Annotated in this window: 25 protein-coding genes and 3 pseudogenes; 16 read left to right on the forward strand and 12 right to left on the reverse strand. The window is 61.0% G+C overall.

The features are described 5' to 3' along the window. A complete protein-coding gene (locus C2L66_RS38635; protein ID WP_060611316.1) occupies positions 1-1,203 on the forward strand; it encodes a replication initiation protein in 1,203 nt (400 codons plus the stop codon). 358 nt (positions 1,204-1,561) lie between these two features. Here C2L66_RS38635 and C2L66_RS38640 read toward each other — a convergent pair whose 3' ends face one another. From C2L66_RS38640 to C2L66_RS38660, 5 genes are all read right to left on the reverse strand, one after another. Next, entirely contained in the window at positions 1,562-2,137 is a 576-nt protein-coding gene (locus tag C2L66_RS38640) for a hypothetical protein (protein WP_060611318.1), read from the reverse strand. A gap of 72 nt (positions 2,138-2,209) precedes the next feature. After that, a complete protein-coding gene (locus C2L66_RS38645; protein ID WP_103323746.1) occupies positions 2,210-2,560 on the reverse strand; it encodes an ARMT1-like domain-containing protein in 351 nt (116 codons plus the stop codon). An 83-nt stretch (positions 2,561-2,643) separates the two neighbouring features. Continuing rightward, complete coding sequence (locus C2L66_RS38650) at positions 2,644-3,375, reverse strand: IS6 family transposase (protein WP_060611322.1); 732 nt, start codon at positions 3,373-3,375, stop codon at positions 2,644-2,646. Positions 3,376-3,589: 214 nt separating this feature from the next. Further along, the gene (locus tag C2L66_RS38655) at positions 3,590-4,573 is read right to left on the reverse strand and encodes an aldo/keto reductase (RefSeq protein ID WP_060611323.1); all 984 of its coding nucleotides are present in this window, start codon (positions 4,571-4,573) and stop codon (positions 3,590-3,592) included. Positions 4,574-4,586: 13 nt separating this feature from the next. Beyond that, positions 4,587-5,360 (reverse strand): SDR family NAD(P)-dependent oxidoreductase, encoded by a 774-nt coding sequence (locus C2L66_RS38660; protein ID WP_103323747.1) that lies wholly within the window; start codon positions 5,358-5,360, stop codon positions 4,587-4,589. 126 nt (positions 5,361-5,486) lie between these two features. Here C2L66_RS38660 and C2L66_RS38665 point away from each other — a divergent pair, with 126 nt between their 5' ends. Beyond that, entirely contained in the window at positions 5,487-6,416 is a 930-nt protein-coding gene (locus C2L66_RS38665; protein WP_060611324.1) for a LysR family transcriptional regulator, read from the forward strand. A gap of 151 nt (positions 6,417-6,567) precedes the next feature. Here the strand turns inward: C2L66_RS38665 and C2L66_RS42040 are convergent. Continuing rightward, positions 6,568-6,720, reverse strand: a pseudogene (locus C2L66_RS42040) (MFS transporter); the annotation flags it as partial. Between the two features lie 38 nt (positions 6,721-6,758). Beyond that, positions 6,759-7,478 (reverse strand): FadR/GntR family transcriptional regulator, encoded by a 720-nt coding sequence (locus tag C2L66_RS38675; RefSeq protein ID WP_060611325.1) that lies wholly within the window; start codon positions 7,476-7,478, stop codon positions 6,759-6,761. Between the two features lie 194 nt (positions 7,479-7,672). Here C2L66_RS38675 and C2L66_RS41070 point away from each other — a divergent pair, with 194 nt between their 5' ends. From C2L66_RS41070 to C2L66_RS38720, 10 genes are all read left to right on the forward strand, one after another. Beyond that, on the forward strand, positions 7,673-7,819 hold the full coding sequence (locus C2L66_RS41070; protein ID WP_158512216.1) for a hypothetical protein: 147 nt from the start codon (positions 7,673-7,675) through the stop codon (positions 7,817-7,819). Between the two features lie 62 nt (positions 7,820-7,881). Then, the gene (locus tag C2L66_RS38680; RefSeq protein ID WP_103323748.1) at positions 7,882-9,168 is read left to right on the forward strand and encodes an MFS transporter; all 1,287 of its coding nucleotides are present in this window, start codon (positions 7,882-7,884) and stop codon (positions 9,166-9,168) included. A 46-nt stretch (positions 9,169-9,214) separates the two neighbouring features. Further along, positions 9,215-10,762, forward strand: a complete 1,548-nt coding sequence (locus tag C2L66_RS38685) for a UxaA family hydrolase (RefSeq protein ID WP_103323749.1) — start codon at positions 9,215-9,217, stop codon at positions 10,760-10,762. Positions 10,763-10,806: 44 nt separating this feature from the next. Then, on the forward strand, positions 10,807-12,045 hold the full coding sequence (locus tag C2L66_RS38690) for an alpha-hydroxy acid oxidase (protein ID WP_103323750.1): 1,239 nt from the start codon (positions 10,807-10,809) through the stop codon (positions 12,043-12,045). 273 nt (positions 12,046-12,318) lie between these two features. Then, on the forward strand, positions 12,319-13,353 hold the full coding sequence (locus C2L66_RS38695) for an ABC transporter substrate-binding protein (RefSeq protein WP_103323751.1): 1,035 nt from the start codon (positions 12,319-12,321) through the stop codon (positions 13,351-13,353). A 64-nt stretch (positions 13,354-13,417) separates the two neighbouring features. Next, a complete protein-coding gene (locus C2L66_RS38700) occupies positions 13,418-14,899 on the forward strand; it encodes a sugar ABC transporter ATP-binding protein (protein ID WP_103323752.1) in 1,482 nt (493 codons plus the stop codon). Then, a complete protein-coding gene (locus tag C2L66_RS38705) occupies positions 14,896-15,846 on the forward strand; it encodes an ABC transporter permease (RefSeq protein WP_060610771.1) in 951 nt (316 codons plus the stop codon). The genes C2L66_RS38700 and C2L66_RS38705 overlap by 4 nt, the downstream gene beginning before the upstream one ends. Then, positions 15,843-16,829, forward strand: coding sequence for an ABC transporter permease (locus C2L66_RS38710; protein ID WP_060610773.1), 987 nt, complete (start codon positions 15,843-15,845; stop codon positions 16,827-16,829). Before C2L66_RS38705 ends, C2L66_RS38710 begins: the two co-directional genes overlap by 4 nt. Positions 16,830-16,876: 47 nt before the next feature. Next, positions 16,877-17,785 (forward strand): SMP-30/gluconolactonase/LRE family protein, encoded by a 909-nt coding sequence (locus tag C2L66_RS38715; protein WP_060610775.1) that lies wholly within the window; start codon positions 16,877-16,879, stop codon positions 17,783-17,785. Between the two features lie 30 nt (positions 17,786-17,815). Continuing rightward, positions 17,816-18,835 (forward strand): ABC transporter substrate-binding protein, encoded by a 1,020-nt coding sequence (locus C2L66_RS38720; RefSeq protein WP_060610779.1) that lies wholly within the window; start codon positions 17,816-17,818, stop codon positions 18,833-18,835. A 192-nt stretch (positions 18,836-19,027) separates the two neighbouring features. Here C2L66_RS38720 and C2L66_RS38725 read toward each other — a convergent pair whose 3' ends face one another. The 3 genes and pseudogenes from C2L66_RS38725 to C2L66_RS38730 all read right to left on the reverse strand — a co-directional run. Beyond that, positions 19,028-19,210 (reverse strand): hypothetical protein, encoded by a 183-nt coding sequence (locus C2L66_RS38725; protein ID WP_224101060.1) that lies wholly within the window; start codon positions 19,208-19,210, stop codon positions 19,028-19,030. A gap of 162 nt (positions 19,211-19,372) precedes the next feature. Next, entirely contained in the window at positions 19,373-19,702 is a 330-nt protein-coding gene (locus C2L66_RS41075) for a hypothetical protein (protein ID WP_148654664.1), read from the reverse strand. Positions 19,703-19,771: 69 nt separating this feature from the next. Continuing rightward, positions 19,772-20,041: pseudogene (locus C2L66_RS38730) on the reverse strand (IS3 family transposase); the annotation flags it as partial. 43 nt (positions 20,042-20,084) lie between these two features. Between C2L66_RS38730 and C2L66_RS38735 the strand changes: the two are divergent. Then, positions 20,085-20,816 (forward strand): IS6 family transposase, encoded by a 732-nt coding sequence (locus tag C2L66_RS38735; RefSeq protein WP_060610784.1) that lies wholly within the window; start codon positions 20,085-20,087, stop codon positions 20,814-20,816. A 212-nt stretch (positions 20,817-21,028) separates the two neighbouring features. Here the strand turns inward: C2L66_RS38735 and C2L66_RS41525 are convergent, their stop codons facing one another. Next, on the reverse strand, positions 21,029-21,232 hold the full coding sequence (locus tag C2L66_RS41525; RefSeq protein ID WP_211301922.1) for a hypothetical protein: 204 nt from the start codon (positions 21,230-21,232) through the stop codon (positions 21,029-21,031). A 71-nt stretch (positions 21,233-21,303) separates the two neighbouring features. Between C2L66_RS41525 and C2L66_RS38750 the strand changes: the two are divergent. Then, positions 21,304-21,485: pseudogene (locus C2L66_RS38750) on the forward strand (IS110 family transposase); the annotation flags it as partial. A gap of 106 nt (positions 21,486-21,591) precedes the next feature. Continuing rightward, positions 21,592-21,939, forward strand: coding sequence for an integrase core domain-containing protein (locus C2L66_RS42465; protein ID WP_103323753.1), 348 nt, complete (start codon positions 21,592-21,594; stop codon positions 21,937-21,939). A 47-nt stretch (positions 21,940-21,986) separates the two neighbouring features. Here the strand turns inward: C2L66_RS42465 and C2L66_RS38760 are convergent, their stop codons facing one another. After that, the gene (locus C2L66_RS38760) at positions 21,987-22,265 is read right to left on the reverse strand and encodes a transposase (RefSeq protein WP_082670577.1); all 279 of its coding nucleotides are present in this window, start codon (positions 22,263-22,265) and stop codon (positions 21,987-21,989) included. A 513-nt stretch (positions 22,266-22,778) separates the two neighbouring features. On the opposite strand from C2L66_RS38760, the gene C2L66_RS38765 reads away from it, so the two are divergent. Beyond that, positions 22,779-23,372, forward strand: a complete 594-nt coding sequence (locus tag C2L66_RS38765) for a lipocalin family protein (protein ID WP_082670578.1) — start codon at positions 22,779-22,781, stop codon at positions 23,370-23,372. The last annotated feature ends 367 nt before the right edge of the window (positions 23,373-23,739 follow it).

Here is a 23,739-nt window from a genome sequence, read left to right on the forward strand (position 1 = left end):
ATGCCCAACATCAAGCCGCTTGGACCGACACCTAGCGAACTGAAGAAACACGTCGCCACAGTTCACGTAAGCGGTGAGTTGTCCTTGCTCGAACGCAAGATTGTGAACGTCCTTCTGCTTAACGCGTTTGACGATCTCCTCACGAAGAAGCGTCACAGCTTGCCAGTGGGCATCCTTTGCACGATGCTGGGCTTCGACAGCAAGAACCACGAAGCGTTGAAGCGCGCATTGTTGAAGGTCATGTCGACACCAATCTCGTTTGATCTTCTACACGACGGTGGCAAAACCGACTGGGAGGCATCGCCGCTCATTGCGTACGCCGGCATCAAAAATGGTCTCTGCTCATATGAGTACAGCGACTGGCTCGCGGGGAAACTTGCGAATCCCGATATTTATACCCTGATCAACATCAACGTTCAGCGTCAATTTAGCGGCGGGTACGCGCTGGCACTTTACGAGAACTGTCTCCGATTCAAACGAACGGGATCAACAGGTTGGATATCAGTGGAGACTTGGCGTCGTCTGCTTGGCGCAGATGCGAGCATGTACGATGAGTTCAAACACTTCTCAGCTGAGGTGATCAAAAAGGCAGTGAAAGAGATCAATCAAGTCTCGAACATTGTTGTCACACCGGAGTACAAGCGAGAGGCAAGGCGTGTGGTTCAGATTCGCTTTCTCGTCGAAGATAATCCTCAGAAGTCAATGTACGACAATGGGGAAGACGCAGAACAAAAAGCTATTCGGGAATCCGAAGCATTCAGACGCCTGACGCTCCTCGGTGTCGGAGACAGACTCGCGGTGAGCTGGATCCAACAGGAGCCGGATCGCGCGTTACAGACAGCGATTTACGTAGAAGGGAAAGCAAAGAACAAGCAGATTCGTGGGAGCGCTGGAGGCTATGCACGGACCGTATTCGAGAAGGGCACTCGAATAGACGCAGGAGGAGCCAATGCCAGCGTGCCAACGGTAGTTGCTGCAACGCCTCAATCTGCCGAAGCTTCGGCCGAAGAGCGCGCCAAGCAGACGACCGCGAAGATCAAATCCCTGTCTCTGGAGGAAAAACAAAAATTTGCAGCGGAATATATGGCCGAAGGCGGTAAGGGCAACACTTACCAGCCGGAAACTGGGACATTCAAAAACGCGTTGGAGCGTACCGCTTACACCTCATGGCTGCGCTCAAAGATCACTGCTTTGGAAGAGTGACGTCCCAAGAAGCCGTTGTGGAAGTTCACGCCGCAAACTCAAAAATTCGGGACGTAGACGCGAAGATAGTCTTCGTCCGGCTTTGATACGACGCGTACCTGATCTGAGAGAGTAGTCCGCGGATGGTCCCGCCGGCTTGCAATGCTACCAAGATCGAGCGTAAATGAGGATCATGCGAACCGCGTTATGCCGACGGTGCATAACGACAGGGCTGGCCACGGATCACACGTACCCTACCTCGAAAAGGTAGCCAAATTTGGGAGCCTTGTCGACTTCCTGCGCACAGACCGGGTTCCGGCGATCGGACCATTGCTGAGCGGCAATGGCCCCGGCGACTCGACACGCATGGGCGTTGGTGTCAGGTCGAACTGAGCGTTAGCAGGCTCATAACCAATGACACCTGGTCGGCATCCGCTGCGATGACGGCATTAACAATCTGTTCAATTTCGCCTGCCCGCGGCGCGATGCTCGCAAAATCGGCCGAATCGATACGAAGGTACTTCTTGCCTCTCACGACGCTAATCCGCACAGACCTACGTAGGGCCGGTTTGCCGGTTGTGAGGACTGCAAGGGCATCTGTCACCGTGGTCCCATGAGAAACGCTCTTCGCTCTCTCGGAAATCACGTTTTCGCCAAGCTCTCTTATCAGTCGACGTATTGTTTCCTCTTCAGCGGCCGACAGGTGCTTGTCGACAAAAAACCTGAGTACGCTTTCCGGTAGCCGAGAAATCGCCAACATTCGTGACACTTGCGCGGCCGACACGCTTAGTCCCGTGGCTAATTCCTTTTGGTTCCGCCACAGGCCGCGCGCGATCATGATTGAATAAAACTTCGCCATAACGATGACCGGCGGCTTCGACACGAGCAGTTGCTTGTGTACGGCCACAGCCGTTTTCTGGTTCGGAATCTCGCGGGCGCTGAAATCGAAGTTCATCCTCTAGATCCATAACTAGTCGCGACAGTCGGCGAGTGATTGCCAGTTATCAAAGCCATACGCACGCTTCGGTCAACCAACAGTCACGCACATCCGCTTCAGAAGCGCATCGACGCAATCGCGAAGTTCAGCTGATGCTTGCCCGCTTGGCTTTGAGACTATGATGGGATGAGCCCCCAGTCCCGCGAGACCTTCCGAGAATTCGTCGTTACGTCGGATCGAGCGCTCAAGCCACGCGTCACGGTGGGCCTGCGTGATCGTCGACAACTGCCCCATAACGTGCACAGGATTCGGATCGAAGAAGTTGCCGACGAGGATGAGATCTGGTGTCCGGTGAAACCGATCTTTCGTTTCAGTCAACACTTCGGAGAGATACGACAGAGCCTTGGTAGAAGACTTCGCGATCGAGACGGGCGAGATCACGTAGTCGGATGCTAGCAGGGCGCACGACGGCACTGTCAAGTTGACGAGCGCAGGGTAAGTGTCATTCTCAAGCGTAGGTATCCTTACCAGAGGAGTCGTTCAGCGCCGGAGACAGTCCAGCCATACCATGTGGCGAGGCGTTCTTTCAATATGGCACGGTGACATTCCGCGTTCATCCGATGTCTGGGTAACGCGAAGTGCTGCCGGATCGGACCGAAGCATGAGAGAAACGCCTGCGTGCGACGCGCGTCACGAAAGCCGCACATTTGGCGCTCGCGCCTGCGGGTTGGCTGATGGCTATTCTCCGCGCGGTTGTTTATGCGTGCAGCTGCTTTGACGAAAACGTGCTTGACCTGCGCGAGTTCGGGGATGTCAGCCTTCGCTGCCGGATAACTGCGCAGTTGATCCGTAACGATCTTGCGCGGCACCGGGTTTGATCGCAGCAGTCGTCGAAAGAAGCGCCTGGCCGCGGCCTTGTCGCGCCGCTTTTGTACCAGCACGTCGAGTTCTGCGCCATGCTCGTCAACGGCGCGCCACAGCAGATACGGCTCGCCGCGCAGTGTCACGAACATCTCGTCAAGGTGCCACGCTCGTCCCGGCCTGCGCCGAACTGCCTTGGCGCACCTGGCGAATCCGGCACCGAATTTGTCACACCAGCAACGGATCGTTTCGTACGTGACCACGACGCCGCGCTCGAGCAACAACTCCTCGATGTCGCGCAGGCTCAGGCTGAACCGGAAATACCAGCGAACCGCGCAGCTGATAACGACGGCAGGGAAGCGGTGGCCGTGATAAGGCGATTTCGTTTTGTTCATCGCTTCATTTTACCGCCGCCTGTCTATCAACTTGACACAGCCACAAGCAGTCGTTCTAGACCGCCGCAACCGCTTCATCGTCTGCTACGACGGGCGCTGCATTGCAGACCGATGGGGGCGTGAAAAGAGCGCCTGTTAGAGCAACGGCGCCAGCGGAAAGCCGGTCTCGCAATTCGGACCGGCTCCGACCCGTGGCGCTGCTGAAACAGCAGCTTCACCACTGATGATGCACGTGAGGCGCTATCTTCTCCAGATAAAGCGCGCGAAGTACAGCCATGGCCGAATCACTCAGGGGCGGCAATTCGCTTGCCTCACTGTTGCCCCTGGCTTGCGCCGCGTTCTTCGCCCCAGGGATGACGGTCGTCACGCCCTGGTTCATGAGAATCCAGCGCAGCGCAAACTGCGCCATCGTCGTATTCTGCGGAAGGAGTGAGCGAATTTCGTCGACGGCGTCCAGAGCGATTTCATACGGAACGCCCGCAAAGGTCTCGCCCTTGTCGAAGGACTCACCGTTCCGATTGAAAAGGCGATGATCATTGGCGGCAAACGTCGTCTCGCGCGTCATCTTTCCGGTGAGCAGACCGGATGCGAGCGGCACACGGACGATCACGGCGACGCCCCGTTCATGCGCTTCCTGGATGAACCGGGTCGGCCTCTGTCTAAAAATGTTGTAGATGATCTGCACCGACTTCACGCCCGGATATTCGATCGCCTTCAGCCCTTCTTCGACTTTCTCGACGGACACTCCGTAGCAGCGGATCTTTCCCGATACGACCATACGGTCCAGTGCATCGAAAACTTCAGGCCGGTAATAGACCTCCGTCGGCGGGCAGTGAAGCTGCACCAGGTCGAGGCACTCAACGTCCAGGTTCTTTAAAGACCGGTCCACGAAAGCATTCAGATTCGCCGCCGTGTAGCCGTCCGCCAGATGCGGGTCAAGCCTGCGACCAGCCTTGGTCGCAACAAAGGGGCGTGTCCCCGTTCGTTCCTTGAGCACGTCCGCGATGATCCGCTCCGAACGGCCATCGCCATAGACATCGGCCGTATCGATGAACGTCGTGCCGTTGTCGAGTGCCGCGTGCAGGGCTGACTTTGCATCGCTCTCTGCGACGTCGCCCCATGAGCCGCCAATTGCCCAAGCGCCGAATCCGATTTCAAAGACACTGCTTTCGGTATTCCCGAACTTTCGCTGTTTCATGCTGATTCTTCCTTCATGGCATCAGTTGTCCGCCGTTGACCTCGATGATTTGCCCGGTGATGTATCCCGACATCGCGCGCGACGCGAGGAACAGGAATGCGCCGACGCATTCCTCCGGCAATCCTTCTCTGCCCATCGGCACCGTCGCTGTCTGCGACGCGCGGATGTGCGGTGGCGTGTATTTGTCGTGAAAGGGCGTTTGTATCAGTCCCGGCGATACCGCGTTGACCCGGATGCCGTCGTCAACGAATTCCTTCGCATGGCCACGAGTCAAGCTGCTGACAAAGCTTTTCGACGCTGCGTAAAGCACCGCGCCCGCGCCGCCGCCCGTTCGCGCCGCGATGGACGTCGTATTGATGATGTAGCCGCCGGCCGCTTTCAGGAACGGATAGGCCGCAGACGTTGCTTCCCAGACCGATCTCGCGTTGAGACTGACGACCTGTTCAAAATGGCTCGCCGATGCGCTGACGGAGGCCAGCCGTCCCAGCATGCCGCCGGCGTTATTAATGAGCCCATCAAGCCCGCCTAGCTTGTCCGCCGCTTCTTGCACGACGCGCGCTGCCTCGCCCGCCTCGCTCACGTCACCCTGAATCAGGCGGATACGGTCCGGCAATTCCGCGCGCAGCGCTTGTGCAGCCGCTTCGCTTTCGTGGAAATGCGCGACCACGTGGGCACCCTGTGCCGCGAACGCCCGAACAACAGCCGCGCCGATTCCGGTCGACCCCCCGGTAATGAGAACTTTCGTGTCCTTCAGGTCGCCAATCTGCATCTGCTCAAGTCCAGGCATGGGATGTCCTCCGAACGGATCTGTCTAAGCGCGGCGCGCTACCGCACGCCACAGGCATCAAATCGGGAAAATAATGACATAGCGTAGAATGAAGCAGGTTCACTGAAGCGATGAATCGCATTCACCATGTCAAAGAACGACCGCATCGACTTCGCCGACCTGAAGCTGTTTCTCGCCATAGTCAGATGCGGAAGCTTCAGGCTCGCCGCCATTGAAGCAGGACAGACGCCCTCGGCTGTTAGTCACGCAATGCGGCGGCTGGAAGATCGGCTCGGTGCGAAGCTGCTGAACCGCACGAGCAGGGCGGTGTCGCCTACGGAGACGGGGCTCGATCTCGCTTCGCGGTTGCAGGACGGGTTCAACCAGATCGGCTCCGCACTTGAAACCTTCGAAGCGCCTGGAACGGCGAGGCTAGGATCTCTTCGCCTGAATGTTTTCGCAGATGCGGCTCACCTGCTGATCGCACCGGCATTGCCGGAATTCGCACGAGTCTGTCCCGGGGTGCAGCTCACAGTGGTTGTCGACAATCGTCCGATCGATATCGTCGCGGAAGGCTACGACGCTGGAATTCGCTACGGTCATCATGTTCCGGAAGACATGATCGCAGTGCCCCTCACTCGCCGGCAGCGATGGGTGATGGTTGCGTCGCCCGCGTATCTGAAGAAGCACGGTACGCCTCGCCAACTCGGCGAACTCGTGAACCACCATTGCCTACAACTTCTGCTCGGCGACAATTCCAGCTACCGCTGGGAAGTCGACGTTGCCGGGAAAAAAAGGGCTATCCGGGTGCCAGGAGCCATTACGATCAACGACACCGTGACGACGATCAGCGCGTGCAAAGCCGGAATGGGGATAGCGTACGTTCTGGAGGCCCGGATCGCTGACGAGCTTGCGCGCCGTACTCTGAAAGTGGTCCTCGAAGAGCATGCCTGCGCGGAGGATCCCTTGCATATCTACTACAGTAGTCGTCGCTACAACCATCCCGCCTTGCTTCGACTGATAAACATCATTCGCGAACTGCAGTCGCTTCCGAAAATTGCAAAGGCGCGTGGTTGAGCCGGGAATGCAGTGCTCGTGGCAGCGGCGCGCGTCTGCAAACGCCGGGAGGGTGCCACAGGTCAGTTCGACTACTGGCGTGCGGTGTCGTGCGATCGCATTTTGCCGTAAAGCGCGACGCGGGCGCACCGCTTGACCATGCGCTACGCGTACAAACGAACTTGCCGGCCGCACCGCCGATGTAGGCAAGCGCCAGGGCCGTTCCCGTCAGTTGTGGCGATACGCCTTTTGCCTTGAGCAGAAATGGCAGGAACGTGAGGAGCCCCATGCGCACGGCAGTATCGAGCCCGCCGATGGCGAACAGCGGACAGGCTGCCGGTTGATGCGCAGCGACGGTTGCTTTCAGCGCCGTTGCCCATTCGGCCGCCCGCCGGCGATCACCCGTTCCAGCGACATCTTCAGGTGACGCTGCATGCTCGCCTGAGCCTGGATCGGATCATGCGCTTCGAGCGCTTCGAGGATCAAGCGATGCTCATCAGGCACCGCGCCCCATGTGCTCTCGTTTTCGAAATGGCCGCGCAGCTTTTCGGACAGCGGGCTGTGTCGTGCATCGAACAGTGAACTAACGGTGCGCACCAGCACCTCGTTGCCGGTCATCTGCGCGATCGCGAGATGAAATGCGCGGTCGGCGGCGACGGGAATCCGTCCCGCCGAGACTTCGCGCTGCATTTCGTCGTATAGCGCGCGCAGGTGCTTCAGGTCCTTCGCTTTGCAAAACGGTGCGACGCTCGCCGCGATCGAGCCTTCAATCACACAGCGCGCACGCATGATGTCGAGCAGGCTGTCGCCGAGTTCGGCGCGCGACAAGGGCTCCTTGCCGTGCGTCTGCGGCGTTGCGCACACATAGACGCCGGAGCCCATGCGGATTTCGACCAGCCCTTCCAGTTCCAGTGCAACCAGCGCCTCGCGCACCGACGGGCGCGACACCGCAAGCGCTGTCGCGAGTGCGCGCTCCGAAGGCAAACGGCTGTTTGGCGCGAACTCCGGCTGCGCGATCAGATCGCGCAGCTTCTCCGCGATCTGCAGATAGAGGCGGCGAGGGTCGGCGGGTTTGTCTGTCACAAGCTTTCCTGACGAGGTGGCGCGGGTATTCGCCGTTGGGCGAGCGCCGATTGTAGATCGAAGGGTGCTGCCCGCAAACGAGCGACGCGGCGCGACAGCGGACGTTCGTCCAACCCGGGATTTCCCGAATTTTCCGATAATTGGCTTGACCACTTACCGGTGGCATTTTAATTTGTCATATCTGGTAAGGCCAGATGGATTCTGGTGTGCGGCGCGGCTACCGCACGGCGAAGTTCATCGTGCTGCTGCGCGCGCCCGGCGGAGGCGCCACGCCGTTGACACTGCTGCCGTGTGAGCGGGTGCCGTGGAACGGCGATGCGCTGCGCGCCGCAATCGCATAAGTCGCCCGCATTGCGCGCGATCAGGGAACCGGTCCCATATTCGATCACGGAGGAGACATGCCATGCGCAAAATGCGTTGGGTGGTGATTTTTCTAAGCTTTCTGGCGATTGCGGTGAACTACATCGATCGTGCGAACCTGGCGGTTGCGGCGCCGGAGATCGAAAAGGCGCTGGGCATCGGACCGGCGGAGATGGGCTTCATCCTGAGCGGCTTTTTCTGGACCTACGCGTTGATGCAGATGCCGTTTGGCTGGTTCGTCGATCGCGTCGGCGCACGTATCGCGTTGCCGCTCGCCGTTGGCTGGTGGTCCGTGTTTACCGCGTTGACCGCGGCGACAAGCAGCGTTGCGGGGATGTTCGGCTGCCGGCTGCTGCTCGGCGTCGGCGAGGCGGGCGCGTATCCGTCGTGCGCGAAGCTCGTGAGCCAGTGGTTCCCTGCCAAGGAGCGCGCGCTCGCGACGAGTATCTTCGATAGCGGCTCACGTGTCGGCTCCGCGCTGTCGATTCCCGTCGTCGCGCTGATCATCAGCTCGGTCGGCTGGAAAGCCGCGTTCGTCATCACGGGTGCGCTTGGCGCGGTATGGATTCTCGGCTGGTTCGTGATCTACCGGAACCCCGAGCCGCGCGATACGGGCAGCTCGAAAGCGGCCGCCAACGCGCCCGGCGTCACCAGACAGCGCCAACGCGTCACGTGGGGCTCGCTGTTTCGCCACCGCACGCTGTGGGGAATGATGCTCGGCTTCTTTTGCCTGAATTTCGTGATCTATTTTTTCATCACGTGGTTTCCGAGCTATCTCGTGCAGACGCGCGGCTTCTCGCTGAAATCGCTCGGCACGCTCGGGATGATTCCGGCGCTGATCTCGATCCCGGGCGGCTGGCTCGGCGGTTATGTGTCGGATGCGCTGTTCCGGCGCGGCTGGAGCCTGACGACTGCGCGCAAGACCTGCATGGTCGGCGGCATGTTGTTGTCGTCGGTGATCACGCTGTCGGCATTCACGGCGAACGTTTATCTGATGCTCGCGTTCTTCGGCATCGCGTACGGCAGTCTCGCGTTTGCCGCGGCCAGCATCTGGTCGCTGCCGGGCGACGTCGCGCCGACGCCGGACCATGTCGCATCGATCGGCGGCATTCAGAACTTTGCGTCGAACCTCGCCGGCATCGTGATCACGACATTCACCGGCGTGATGGTCGCCATGACCAAGGGCTCGTTCACGATTCCCCTTGTCGTGGCCGGTGGCTTCTGTTTTCTGGGCGCGTTCAGCTATCTGGTGATCGTGGGCCGCATCGAACCGCTGTCCATTGCTTCCGATTCCGAAGAAGCGTCGACGCGGGTGACCTCAACGATCTGACGTAGCGGGCAGCCGCCCCGCAATTCATTCCATTCGAGGCTTTCTCATGTTGACTCAAGCTGGCAGCGCGCCCCAGGTGATTCGTCTGCATCCGAACGACGATGTGATCATCGCGACCCGGCAACTGTTGCCCGGCACGCGCATCGACGCAGAAGGACTGGTCGTGACAGGACTCGTTCCGCCCGGCCACAAGATCGCTACGCGCGATATTGCGAAGGGCGAGCCGGTCAAGCGCTACAACCAGATCATCGGTGAGGCGCGCGAAGCGATCGCGCGCGGCCAGCACGTTCACGTGCACAACCTCGGCATGTCCGAATTCTCGCGCGATCATGCGTTCGGCGTCGACACGCATCCGACCGACTACGTCGCCGAGCCCGCGCACTTCATGGGCATTCGCCGCGACGACGGCCGCGTCGCGACCCGCAATTACATCGGCATCCTGACGAGTGTGAACTGTTCGGCCACGGTCGCGCGCGCGATCGCCGATCACTTCAGGCGCGACGTGCGCCCCGAAGCGCTCGCCGACTTCCCGAACGTGGACGGCGTCGTCGCGTTGACACACGGACTCGGCTGCGGAATCGACATGCAGGGAGAGGGCATCGCCGTATTGCGTCGCACGTTGGCCGGCTACGCGGTGCATCCGAACTTCGCGTCGGTGATGTTCGTCGGACTCGGCTGCGAGACCAATCAGATCGACGGCGTGCTGGAAGCGGCCGGGCCGGCCGGCAAAGAGATGAAGCTGCGCAGCTTCACGATTCAGGACAGCGGCGGCACTCGCAAGACGATCGAGCGCGGCGTCGCGCTGGTCAAGGAAATGCTCGCCGACGCGAACCGCGTTGAACGCGTGCGGGTGCCTGCGTCGCATCTGTGCGTCGGTCTTCAGTGCGGCGGTTCGGACGGGTATTCGGGCATTTCCGCGAATCCCGCGCTAGGCGCGGCGGTCGACCGGCTGGTGCAGCACGGCGGCACCGCAATCCTCTCGGAGACGCCGGAGATCTACGGCGCTGAGCACCTGCTGACGCGCCGCGCTACGAGCCAGGCGGTGGGCGACAAGCTGCTCGCGCGGATCGCGTGGTGGCAGGACTACTGCACGCGCAATGGCGGCGCGCTCGACAACAATCCGTCGGCCGGCAACAAGGCGGGCGGCCTGACGACAATCCTCGAAAAATCCCTCGGTGCGGTCGCGAAGGGCGGCACGACGAATCTCGTCGAGGTCTACGAGTATGCGCAGCCTGTCGACGCAAAGGGCTTCGTATTCATGGACTCGCCCGGCTACGATCCCGTGTCGGCGACGGGGCAGGTCGCCTCGGGCGCGAACCTGATCTGCTTCACGACGGGGCGAGGCTCCGCATATGGATGCGCGCCGTCGCCTTCGCTGAAGCTCGCGACCAACACCGCGCTGTGGGAGCGGCAGGAGGAGGACATCGATCTCAACTGCGGCGGCGTTGTCGACGGCACCGCCAGCATCGACGAGCTGGGCAAAGCGATTTTCCGGATGATGCTCGACTGCGCATCCGGCACACGCTCCAAAAGCGAGCTGCATGGCTACGGGCAAAGCGAGTTCGTGCCCTGGCAGGTCGGCGTGGTGACCTGAGAAACGATGCGCGGTACAGAGACGAATAGAAGAGGAGAACCGAATTGAAACGCCGCCTTTATTCAGGTCGCGACGTGAACCGCGCGCACAGCATCGACGATCTGCGCGCGATGGCACGCAGGCGGCTGCCGAATTTCTGTTTCGAATACATCGAAGGCGGCGCTGAGGACGAGGCGACGCTGCGCCGCAATCGGGACGTGTTCGACGAAATCGCGTTTTTGCCGCGCACGCTCGTCAATGTCGAACACCGCAACCAGAGCAGCACGCTGCTCGGTCAGCGCACGGCGTCGCCGTTCATGATCGGCCCGACCGGCTACAGCGGACTGATGTTCCGCGAGGGCGATGTGCAGCTCGCGAGCGCGGCGGCGGCGGCCGGCATTCCGTTCGTGCTGAGCAACGCGTCGACGGTTGCGCTCGAAGATGTCGTGCAACGCGCGGGCGGCCGGGTGTGGATGCAGGTCTACATGTATCGCACGCGCGAGTTCGTCGCAAAGCTCGCGCAACGCTCGCTTGCGGCCGGAATTGAAGCGCTGGTCGTCACGACGGACAGCGCGGTGTTCGGCAAACGCGAATGGGATCTGCGCAACTACATCAAGCCGTTGATGCTCGACTGGCGCAACAGGTTCGACGTGCTGGGCCACCCGCGCTGGATGAGCAACGTGCTTTGGCCAAGCGGGATGCCGCGCTTTGCGAATCTCGGCGACCTGTTACCGCCGGGGCAGACCAGCGTGAAGGGTGCGACGATTACGCTGGGTCAGCAGCTCGATCCGTCGCTGTGCTGGGACGACATCCGCTGGCTGCGTGATCTGTGGCCCAAGCGCCTGGTCGTGAAGGGCGTGCTGGGCGCGCCGGACGCACTGCGGGCGATCGAGGCCGGCGTCGACGGGATCGTGCTGTCGAATCACGGCGGCCGGCAGCTCGACGGCGCGGTGTCCGCGATGGACGTACTGCCCGAAGTCGTCGATCAGGTGCGCGGACAGCTCGCTGTAATGCTCGACGGCGGGTTCCGCCGTGGCTCCGACATCCTGAAGGCCATGGCGCTGGGCGCCGATGCCGTGCTGCTCGGACGGGCGACGACCTACGGCCTGGGCGCGGCCGGCGAGTCGGGCGCCGCGCGCGCGATCCAGATATTGCAAACGGAAGTGGATCGCGGGCTGGGTCTGCTCGGGTGCAGCGATATTGCCGCGCTGGATCGCAGCTATCTTCGCTGGCGGTTGCTGAGCGCAGCGCAATCGCGGGTGCACGCTGGCAGCGCGCACGATCATGCGATGTCACTCGCGTAACGGCCAGGACACGGCCAGGACACGGCGAGGACGCGGCCAGGCGGCGACGAAAAACGATTAGCGTGCTTGCCGGCACACCTGCTGCAACGCCATTCGTTACCGGTAACTGATTCGAATTGCACACGCTAACACCAGTCGCTATACTGGGCTCCGCAATCGGTGGCCTGACCAAAATCGATTGGCCTGACCGCAGCACGAATCAACGCAGACTGGCGAACGGCGCGTTGTCGATCAAGTCATGGCGCGCGAAGAAGAACGAAAGGAGATGACACGATGTTCCGTAAGGGAATGAAGATCAGGGCCGCGCTCGCGCTCGCCGCATGCATGGTCGGGAGCGCGGCGCACGCGCAGGTCGCTTCGGGCGACACGTCGCAAAAGAAGATCGCGTTATCGAACAGCTTCGCCGGCAATGCCTGGCGGCAGTCGATGCTCAAAAGTTGGAACGCGATTGCCCAGCAAGCGGTGAGCGACAGGAAGATTGCCGCCGCGCCCGCGTTCACAACCGCGGAAAATCAGGTGACCGAACAGGCGCAGCAGGTGCAGAACCTGATACTGCAAGGCTATAACGCGATCGTGATCGACGCCGTATCGCCCACCGCGCTCAACGGTACGATCAAGAAGGCATGCGCGGCGGGCATCGTCGTCGTGTCGTTCGACGGCGTCGTCGACGAACCGTGCGCGTATCGCGTGAACTTCGATTTCAAGGGCTGGGCAGAGCAGGGCGTCGATTATCTGGCGAACCGGTTGAACGGCAAAGGCAACATTCTCGAAGTGCGCGGCGTGGCCGGCATTTCCGTCGACAACCTGATGCATGAGGGGGTGCTCGACGGACTCAAGAAACATCCCGGCCTCAAGCTCGTCGGCTCGGTGAACGGCGACTGGACGCAATCGGTCGCGCAAAAGGCCGTCGCGGGCATTCTCCCGACGCTGCCGCAAGTCGACGGCGTCGCGACCGAAGGCGAGATGTCGTTCGGCATCGCGCAGGCGTTCAAGGCGGCCAATCGTCCCACGCCGCCCATGATCATCGGCAGCACCTATCCGGAACTCGAATGGTGGAGCGAGCAGACGAAAACGGGTTACCAGTCGCGCTCGCTGTCGAACCCGCCGGGCGCGGTCTCGTTCGCGTTCTGGGTCGCGCAGCAGGTTCTCGCAGGCAAGCAGATCCCGAAGGACGTGACCATCAACGTACCGCTGCTCGCAATCTCGCAACAGGAGTTGCCGGCGAAGCTCGCCGCGATGCCGAAGGGCGCTATCGCCGACGTCACCTACACGTTGCCGCAGACCGTGGCCTTGCTCGACAAAAAGTAAGCGCGCTCAGGCCCGATCCGGCGCGATCGGGCGCGTGCGCGACGCCACGCATGGAGGCATGTGAATGGGCGCAACATCAAGCAACGGTCAGCCGGGCGCGCTGATTCGCTTCGAAGGCATCGGCAAGACCTTCGGCCGGGTACGCGCGCTGGGCGACATCGACTTCGCGTTCATGCGCGGAGAATGCGTCGGCATCGCGGGACATAACGGCGCGGGCAAATCCACGTTAATGGCGGTGCTGGCGGGCGTCTATGCGCCGACTCAGGGACGCATCGACGTGGACGGACAACCGGCGCCGCATTACGACGCCAACGCCGCGCGGCATGCGGGCGTGCGCTGCGTGTTTCAGGAGTTGTCGCTGTGCGCGAACCTGACGGTCGCCGAGAACATGACGATTGTGCATCCGCAATTGCGCGGGGCCGGATGGCGTCGCAAGGCAACCGCATTGATGCACAAGAAGCTCGAAGAAATCTTTCCCGGCAACGGGCTGAAGGGCAATGAGCTGGTTTCCGATCTGACGCTCACGCAGCAGCAGATGGTGGAAATCGCGCGCGGCTTCACAGTGACCGATGCGCCTGTCCGCCTCGTGATTCTCGACGAGCCGACGTCGTCGCTCGATGCGCATACGGCCGATCAGCTGCTCGCATTCGTGCGTCGCGCGGCGCAATCGGGAATCACGTGCGTGCTGATCACGCACATGCTGGGTGAAATCGAGCGCGTCGCAGATCGTGTGGTCGTGATGCGCGATGGCGGAATCGTCGGCGTGCTGCCGCGCGACGCGGTGAGCCACGCGGCGATCATCCAGGCGATGGGTCAGCAGCTCGAAGCGGACAAGACGCCTTCTGCCGCGCGCGTGCGCGACGCACGCGGCGACGAGCGCGCTTTCCGCTGGAATGTCGGCGCGCATAGACGGACTTTGATCGAAGCGTCGCGCGGCGAGATCGTCGGCTTCGCGGGACTCGCAGGCCAAGGCCAGACGGAAGCGTTGCTGTCGATCTACGAGGCCGCGACGCGTCGCGGCGCAGGGCGCGTGAAAGCCGCTTTCGTCGCGGGCGATCGCGGCCGCGACGGCGTGTTTCCGGTCTGGTCGATCGCGCAGAACCTCGACGTGCGCTGGCTTTTCGGCGGCGCGAAGTCGAAGCGCGGTCTCGTCGATCGCACGGCCGGGCGCGCGCTCGTCGAAGCGTGGCGCGCGAAGATCGGCATACGCGGCGCGCCGATGAGCGCGAGCATCCTGTCGCTGTCCGGTGGCAATCAGCAGAAAGTGCTGTTCGCACGCGCGCTTGCGTCGGACGCGATGCTGATCCTGATGGACGATCCCACGCGCGGCGTGGATGTCGGGACGAAGCGCGACATCTATCAGCTCGTCCACGACGAAGCGCAAAAGGGCCGCACCTTCATCTGGTACACGACCGAAAACGATGAGCTGTCGCATTGCGACCGGACCTATGTATTCCGCTCGGCCGCCGTCACGCGCGTGCTCACAGCCGACGAATGCACGGAAGAAGCACTGCTTGCAGCAAGCTTCGAGGAGCAGGCCGCATGACTCTCGCGCACTTTTCCATTCAGAGCACGCAGGCCCGCCTGCGCGCGCTGCTTCCTGCAATCTCGCTGATCGCGGTGCTCGTGCCGATCCTGATCATGCAGCCCGCGGTGATGAGCTATTTCGGCTCCAGTCTGCTGCTCAATCTGGCGGTGCCGATCGTACTCGCGACGCTCGCGCAGCTCGCGATCATCACCGTGAACGACCTCGATCTGTCGATCGGTTCTTTCGTGAGTCTGGTGGCGTGCATCGGCGCGACGCTGCTGGTTAAGGAACCGTGGCTCGGTGTGCTCGCGCTGATCGGCTGCGTGCTCGCGTATGCAGCAGTCGGCGCGCTGATCGAGCTGCGGCAGATACCGTCGATCGTCGTCACGCTCGGTCTGTCGTTCGTGTGGAGCGGCCTTGCGATCGTGCTGCTGCCTTCGCCGGGCGGCACGACTCCCGGCTGGATCGGCACGGCGATGAACTATCAGACACCGTTCATCGCGGCGCCGATCGTGTGGTCGGTGGTGGTCGCGATCATCGGGCACGTGCTGTTGATGCGCACCTCGGCCGGCGTTCGCATCCGTGGCGCGGGCGGCAATCCGCGCGCGATGCGCCGCTTCGGCTGGTCGCTCGTGCGCAGTAAGGCGACGCTGTACGGAGTCGCGGGCATCTTCGGCGTGCTGTCGGGTCTGTCGCTGCTCGGCCTCACGACTTCCGCCGACGCGAATCTGGCGCTGCGCTACACGCTGCTGTCCATCGCGGCGGTGATACTCGGCGGCGGCGAATTCATCGGCGGGCGCGTGTCGGTGATCGGCGCGGTGCTCGGTGCAATCACACTGACGCTCGCGGCGTCGTTCCTCGCCTTCCTCAATATCTCGGCGGACTGGCAGGTCGGCATGCAAGGCGCGATCCTCGTCGTCGTGCTGTCGTTGCGCGTGCTGCTGCAACGCGGGGAGCGCCAATGAAATCGCAGCTAACCGGCAGGGCAATCGGCGCAGACGAAACCGCCTGGTCGCGCTTGCGCAGCGTTCAGGCGCCGTGGGCGTGGTCGTTCGTCGGCGCGGTGCTGGTGTGGTTCGGCATCGTCGGCGTGTTCGGCTTCGGCATAGCCGCCAATGTCGCGCAGACGGCGCTCACCTACGGCGTGTTCATGGTGCTGGTCGGTCTCGGGCAGATGCTCGTGATCACGTCGGGCGTCGGCAACATCGACCTGTCGGTGCCGTCGACCATCGCGCTCGCGGGCGTGATCGGCATGCACGTCATGGGCGGGGCGAACGGGCGAATCGTGATCGGCGTCGCGGCCGCGCTCGGTGCCGGTGGCGCGGTGGGCCTTGCGAATTACATGCTGATCAGGCTGTTGCGCATTCCGCCCATCATCGCGACGCTGTCGTCGAGTTTCATCGTCCAGTCGATCGCGATCACGCAAGGGCGGCAGCTTCCGCCGCCGCCGCCCGCGCTCGGTGCGTTCGCGACCGGCCGTTTCCTGAACGTGCCGTATATCGCGCTCCTTGCGCTTGCACTGTCGGTCGCGCTGGCGGTGCTGCTGCATCGCGCGGTGTACGGCCGCAAGCTGTCGGCGATCGGACAGAACGCACGGGCCGCGTGGCTCGCGGGCGTCGACGTGCATCGTACGCGCTGCCTCGCGTACGTGCTGTGCTCGATGATCGCGGCGCTCACGGCGCTTCTGCTCGCGGCGACCTCGGGCGGCGCGTCGCTCGACATGGGCGTCGAGTACATGCTGATTTCGATTGCCGTGGTCGTGATCGGCGGCACGCTGGTCGCCGGCGGCAAGGCGACGATCGTCGGCGTGTGGGGCGCGTCGATGTTCCTGTTTCTCACGAACGCCGCGCTCAACGCGCTCGGCGCGGATGCGGGCGTGCGATCGATCGTCTATGGCGTGCTCATCATCGCGGTGACCGTCGCGGCCGGCGGAAAGACGGTGCGGTGAAGAGGTGCCAATCGCTTTTCCGATTCACGTCAAGAACGAGAGGGGAGATGAAATCCAGCGACTACGAAGTGCATGATCCGCGTTTCAGGCTGCTGCTTCAGCCCAATGCATTCCTGAGCCGCCTGACAGATGAATGCCTGTGGGCCGAAGGGCCAGTGTATTTCCCGGCGACCGACCTGCTCATATGGAGCGACATACCGAACAACCGGATGCTGCGCTGGGCGCCGGGCATGGGCCTGGGCGTGTTCCGCGCGCCGTCGAACTACAGCAACGGCAACACGCGCGATCGTGAAGGCCGGCTCGTCAGTTGCGAGCACGGCGCGCGGCGCGTGACGCGCACCGAACACGACGGCAGCGTGACCGTGCTTGCGTCGCGCTTCGAAGGGAAGCGCCTGAATTCGCCGAACGATGTCATTGTTGATTCGAACGGCAACATCTGGTTCACCGATCCTGACTACGGAATTCTGAGCGACTACGAAGGGTATCGCGCACAGAGCGAGATCGGCCGCTGCAACGTCTACCGCATTTCGCCCGACACCACGCGGGTGGAACTGGTCAGCGACGACTTCGTGAAGCCGAACGGCCTCGCGTTCTCGCCGGACGAATCGCGCCTCTATATCGCCGATTCGGCGGCTTCTCACGACGACGAGGCGCCGCGTCATATCCGCGTGTTCGATGTAGCGGGCGAGGGTCGTTTGCGCAACGGTCGCGTGTTCATCGAAATGCGAAGCGGCGTGCCGGACGGCATGCGCGTGGACGAGCACGGCAACGTGTGGACCAGCGCGGAAGACGGCGTGCACTGCTATGCGCCGGACGGGGCGCTGCTCGGCAAGATTCTGATCCCCGAGGTCGTCGCAAATCTCACGTTCGGCGGCATCAACTGCAATCGCCTGTTTATCGCGGCGACCTCGTCCATGTATTCGCTTCACGTCGCTGTGCGCGGCGCGGGGCGGTGAAACTCACAACATCAAAACCCGGAGACGAACATGAAGATGACAGCAATCGCGGTGGCGCTGTGTCTGGCCGCGGCATCGGTGGGCGCATCGGCGCAGGTTGCAACGGGCGATACGTCGGCGATGAAGATCGCGCTGTCGAACAACTATGCTGGCAACAGTTGGCGCCAGCAGATGCTCAAGAGCTGGTCGAACGTGGCCGATCCCGCGGTGAAGCAGAAGGTCGTTGCGGCCGCGCCCAGCTTCACGACGGCTGAAAGCCAGGCGACCGAGCAGGTCCAGCAGATCCAGAATCTGATCCTGCAAGGCTACAAGGCGATTGCCGTCGATGCGGTTTCGCCGACCGCGCTTAACGGTGTAATTAAGCAGGCGTGCGGCGCGGGCGTGACGGTCGTGTCGTTCGACGGAATCGCGACCGAGCCGTGCGCATACCGCATCGCGGTCGACTTTCAGGGTATGGGCCGCATGCAGGTCGATTATCTGGCGAAGCGTTTGAACGGCAAGGGCAACCTGCTGGAAATCCGGGGGCTCGCGGGCGTCTCGGTGGACGACGAGATTCACCAGGGCGTCGTGGATGAACTGAAAAAGTATCCGGGGCTGAAAATAGTCGGCTCGGTGCATGGCGACTGGACGCAGACCGTCGCGCAAAAGCAGGTCGCGGGAATTTTGCCGACGTTGCCGAAGATCGATGGCGTCGTCACCCAGGGCGGCGACGGATTCGGCGCCGCGCAGGCGATCAAGGCCGCAGGACGGCCGACGCCGATCATCATTCTCGGCAACCGTCAGGAAGAGCTTGCATGGTGGGCCGATCAGAAGAAGAGCGGCTACGAAACGATGTCGGTGACGATTCCGCCGGGCGCGTCGACGTTCGCGTTCTGGGTCACGCAGCAGATCCTGGCCGGCAAGAAGGTGCCACACGATATCCGCATGCCGGTTCTCGAAGTGAAGCCGGGCGAACTCGATGCCGTGCTCGCAAAGACGTCAGCGGGCGCGCTTGCGAATAAGGAGTATACGCGCGACGAGGTGGTCGCGGTGGTCGATGGGAAGAAGTGAGCGCAAGGCAAGTAGCGTGAACCGGCAGATCGCGAGTCGCCCCCGCTGGCAGGACCGCGATCTGCCGCATGCATCGGAAGCAATGCCAGTCGCTATGGTCCAATCTGAAAACGGGGACACCGCATGTCGCCCGTGCCTGTGGTCACACGACGCTTGAAAGACCGGTTCGCTCACGGCTTGTGACTTACTTTGTCACTCACTTTGTGACTTGCGATAAGCCGCAAACTTCGACGTCTTGCCGACGCCGGGATTGAAGCAATTGCGCGGATCGAGCTTCTGATATAACCCGGCAAGCGTCGCGAGCAATTCGGCGAACAGTCTCCTGGTTACGTTCGCCGATGACCAGTTCAATACCGGAAACACCAGGTGCGCCACCGTCAGCAATACTTCCAGAATTGGAACAGACGGAAGCAGTAAGCTCGTCTCGCGCCAGGAGACACGCTATGGCGCATGTCGAGACACCCCGTTCTCAATAACGTTCACCTTCCCGTAGACAAAGTGGGCGAGCGGATGGTTGTCAACGCGGAACCGCTGCGTTCAATTTTCAGTTGATTTGGCACCCCTTCCTGGAAAGACGCGTCTTGAAGGAGCCCGCCAGTCGATAGACGGCGGGGCTTTTGCATTGATGCCGACGCGCAGGCTCCTCTCGAGTTCTCCGGCTATGTCTTGTATGCTGAATTTGTGTCGGAGAACAAGTTTCAGATATTGGTGTGAAATTTGTCCTGCATGTTGAACGTATTCCACACCACCTGTGCCAATCGAGCTATTTGCTTGCCACGCTTTGCGAAGCAACTGCAGGCTGCGCTCCAGGTATTCCTTGAGTATCTCCGACTGGTCCAACGCCTTACCCAGCCCGGAGATGGACATCCGCTTAAGGACCTCTACGTTCGAATCCGTGCGAACTGAGGTCGGTCCGAACGCGTAGACGCCAACGGGTTAAGCAGCGACCTGATTCAGATAGTATCGCTGCGTGAATGCTACAGGTGACAGGTAGTCAAGTCGAGCTTGCGGGCGTTGCCTGTTATAGAAGATCTCAATGTATTCGCTGATGGCTCATCGTGCGTCTTCGCGTGTGGCAAAGCGTCGATGATAGACCAGCTCACTTTTGAGCGTGCCCCAGAACGACTCAATCGGTGCGTTGTCGAAGCAGTTTCCTCGTCGGCTAATTGATGTCTGCATGTGGAACTGGCCAACGAGCTCCTGATAGGGCGGTGTCAGGTTGGTGGACAGACAACGGTGGAATGAAGCGATGAACAAGACGAAATCGCTTTATCACGGCCACCGCTTCCCTGCTGTTGTCATCAGCTGCGCCGTTCGCTGGTATTTCCGGTTCAACCTGAGCCTGCGCGACATTGAGGAGTTGTTGCTTGAGCGTGGCGTCGTGGTCACGTACGAGACGGTCCGCTGCTGGTGCGACAAGTTCGGCGCGGGATTCGCCCGGCGCGCGAAGTTGGTGCGGCGGAAGTCGGGCAGCACCTGGCACCTTGACGAGATGTTCGTGACACTGCGAGGCGAGCCGTATCTGTTGTGGCGTGCGGTCAACGAGCATGGTGCCGAGCTCGACGTGCTGGTACAAAAGCGCCGTGATAAGGCCGCCGCGAAGCGCTTCTTCAGGCGGGTGCTGCGATCAAACCCGGTGCCGCGCAAGATCGTTACCGATCAACTGCGCAGTTATCCGGCGGCGAAGGCTGACATTCCTGAACTCGCTCAGGTAAAGCACGTCTTCGTCAAAGCGGCTGCCCGCGTGGCCAACCGCGCCGAGAACAGCCACCTGCCAACCCGCAGGCGCGAACGCCAGATGTGCGGCTTTCGTGACGCGCGTCGCACGCAGGCGTTTCTCTCATGCTTCGGCCCGATCCGGCAGCACTTCGCGTTGCCCAGACATCAAATGAACGCGGCATGTCATCGCACCATACTAAAAGAACGCCTCGCCACATGGCATAAATGGGCTACCGCAACCGCAGTCGAACGAGTTAGCTGATAAGGATACCTACGCGGTATACAGACACGTAGCCTACGCACCTCAACTTGACAGTGCCAGGCGGGGTATTTGATGCCTTGTCGACGGTACCGGAAGTCGAATGTATCGAGATTGGAAGCAGTGCAATTTGGCGCGGCGTCTGGATAAAGGAAGGAACGAAAGACGGCCCCAGAAGCGTGCCAGATCGTGCACCTGTGCCAAGGGGCACGGCCTTATTGTGACCGCAGGGTGCCGACGACGCGCGGCAATTTATGGAGTTCGCTGAACGTGTGGCCGGGCATCTGCTGAAGGCAGGCGAAGCGGACAGCAAACGGTAGGAAAACAGAATGTTCGAAGAATTCACGATCAAAAAGTCCGCCGAGCAGGCCGAAGCATGGCTTCAGGCCGTAGTCACCGCGAACGGTGGACCGGCGCACGTCTCCTATCCCGAAGACTGCGAAAGAATCGTCCAGCACTTTTCGCGGGTCGGCGGCGCCGTCAGCGATGAAGAAGCGGCGATCGCGCAGCGAACAGCGCCTTGCACATCATCGCCATTGGGCGACTGAGAACCGACCATCGCACCAAGCTTACATGGCGAAGCGGGTCAGCGAGGGTCACTTCAAGCTGGAGGTTATCCGCTGCCTCAAGCGCTACATCGCCCCCCGAGTCTTTTACCTCATACGGCAGTGAAATCGCGAGATCGGCAGTATGCAAATTGCCGCTTGACACTTAGAAGGGCATCCAAGGCTGTCATCATACATTCGTTGCCTTTGGCAGGCGCTGTCGCGAAGCAGGTGTGCAGCCTTCAATGGGGACTGCGGGCGATGCGTATGACAACGCGATTTGCGAGTTGTTCTTCGGAGCACTCGAAGCAGAACTGCTCTGTCGCGAGCACTCCGCTACTTACGAGCAGGCGCGGCGGCGCATCTTCTTTTTTCTGGAAGGCTGGTACAACATCCGTCGCCTACATAGCAGCATCGGCTATTGCTCGCCCCTCGAATTCGAAAGTCTGCATGCGCAAGAACAAAAATCCACGTCTCGCCGGTTTCCCACCGGCGGACAGCGTCATGGTCGTGACAGGCGAAACCGCCGCCCGTGGACAACCCACGACTCAACGCGCAAAGGAGGATCCATATCGTATTAATCCAACTGCAGATCCGTCGACGCGGGTCAACTTCATCTATCTCTTTGCTATCGCGCCGGGGACTGAGTGGACGATGTGCACGCGTCGATGCCGATAGCATCCACGATTTCTTGCCAGATGCCGCTTCGCCGCCATTCCAGCCATCGGTTATAGCAAGTCTGAGCCGCCGGATATTCTTTTGGCAGGTTGTGCCAGCGTTCGCCCTGATTCAGGACCCATAGGATTCCATCAACTACGCCTCGTCCGTCTGCCGGCTTGCGGCCTTGTCGATTGACATTCTTCGGGGAAAGATGTTCGATAGCGGCCCATTGTTCGTCGGAGATCATACTTGGCTCCTGGCTATTTTCTTGTAATTAGGGGTCTATCAAAAACTTTTAGCAATCTTCGAGATGAGTCAAATGTGAGTCATTACGCTTGGTTCTAATCCAGTTTGCAAAGATGGGACCTTGTTGCGTCGGGATGACATGCAATATTGCCGCACGGCACTTTGACGCACTGATTCCGTGGTGGTATCCGTAGAGCGCTTTCTCCACTCGTACGACACGCTCGCGGTGTTCGTCTGAGGTGCAGCGTCTCACGTGTAGTCCGTACTGGCGTGCACGCGCAGTTTCCCAAGAAGTGGAAGCTTGCGACCGACGAAACAAAAAACAATGTGCAACGCTTTCGCGACCGAGTTGCGCTGCCTTAACCTGGGAGAAGCCAGATCCGAAGCGACCTTGCAGTTCGTCAAATCAGAGTCTGAAGGCCATTTTCTATAAATTTGCCAAAATGGGAGGACGCAGCGTGTGCGTATGTCCTCCAGCGGAACGTAGCCCTAGACAACCAATACGACTAATCCAATGCGACCAGGAACTCAAAATCAGAACAGTTCGTCACGAAGCAGGCAGACCCGCTTCGTCGCGACTGTCCTCGCGTTCTTTTCGCTCGGAGTGCTTGCAGCATGTGCATCGCTCACAGGGGGCAAGAGCGGAAATCCGCACGTTCCTGAGCCCGCGAGGCCGGTTGATTTGAGCCGCTACACGGGCCGGTGGTACGAGTTAGCGCGCTATGAAAACCGGTTCGAGAAGGGTTGTGAGAGCGTGACCGCCGAATACGCCATGCGCAATGACGGGCTGATAGCCGTAACGAACCGCTGCCGCGAAGGCGACGTCGATGGACCTGTTCGGGTGTCAGACGGTCGTGCGAAAGTCGTGCAGGATTCGGCGAATGCCAAACTTAAGGTGTCGTTCTTTGGACCTTTTTATCTTGGAAATTACTGGGTACTAGATCATGCGGATGACTATAGCTGGTCAATCGTGGGCGAGCCCAGCGGTCGGTATCTGTGGATTCTGACGCGTGCCGAGCAACCGGCCCCAGCACTTCGTACTGACCTGGTTGGTCGAGTTGCAGCGCTCGGTTACGACACGTCCATGCTAAGGCTGACGCAACACTAAACCAATCCGGCGCGGCTCCGCAGGTGTGGGTCGCCATAGGTGTGGCCAGCACCCGCACGGGGATGCTTGATACGCCGCGCCCGTGCCGGATATTCTTCACGCGTCTCTTTATTGCGTCGCTCGCCTTGAACGCTGCTCAGTCCAACGGCGTGAGGCGGCTTGCTCGCGTAGTTCTCCGCGAGAACTGCGTGCAGCGTTGCGGATCGACCTCTCGCTGCAGTCGTATCGACAAATACGCCGCTCTCAAACACTGCTGCGATGGCGGGCAGTGGCTTCAATGCGTTTTGCATCTTTTGAAGGCGCGACGCGTGGCGCCCTAAAGTCGCAGCGCAAATACCCGTTATATTGGCTGTCAGCGCTCAATCCG

Origin of the sequence: Paraburkholderia caribensis (genome assembly GCF_002902945.1) — a bacterium.
GTDB classification, from domain to species: domain Bacteria; phylum Pseudomonadota; class Gammaproteobacteria; order Burkholderiales; family Burkholderiaceae; genus Paraburkholderia; species Paraburkholderia caribensis.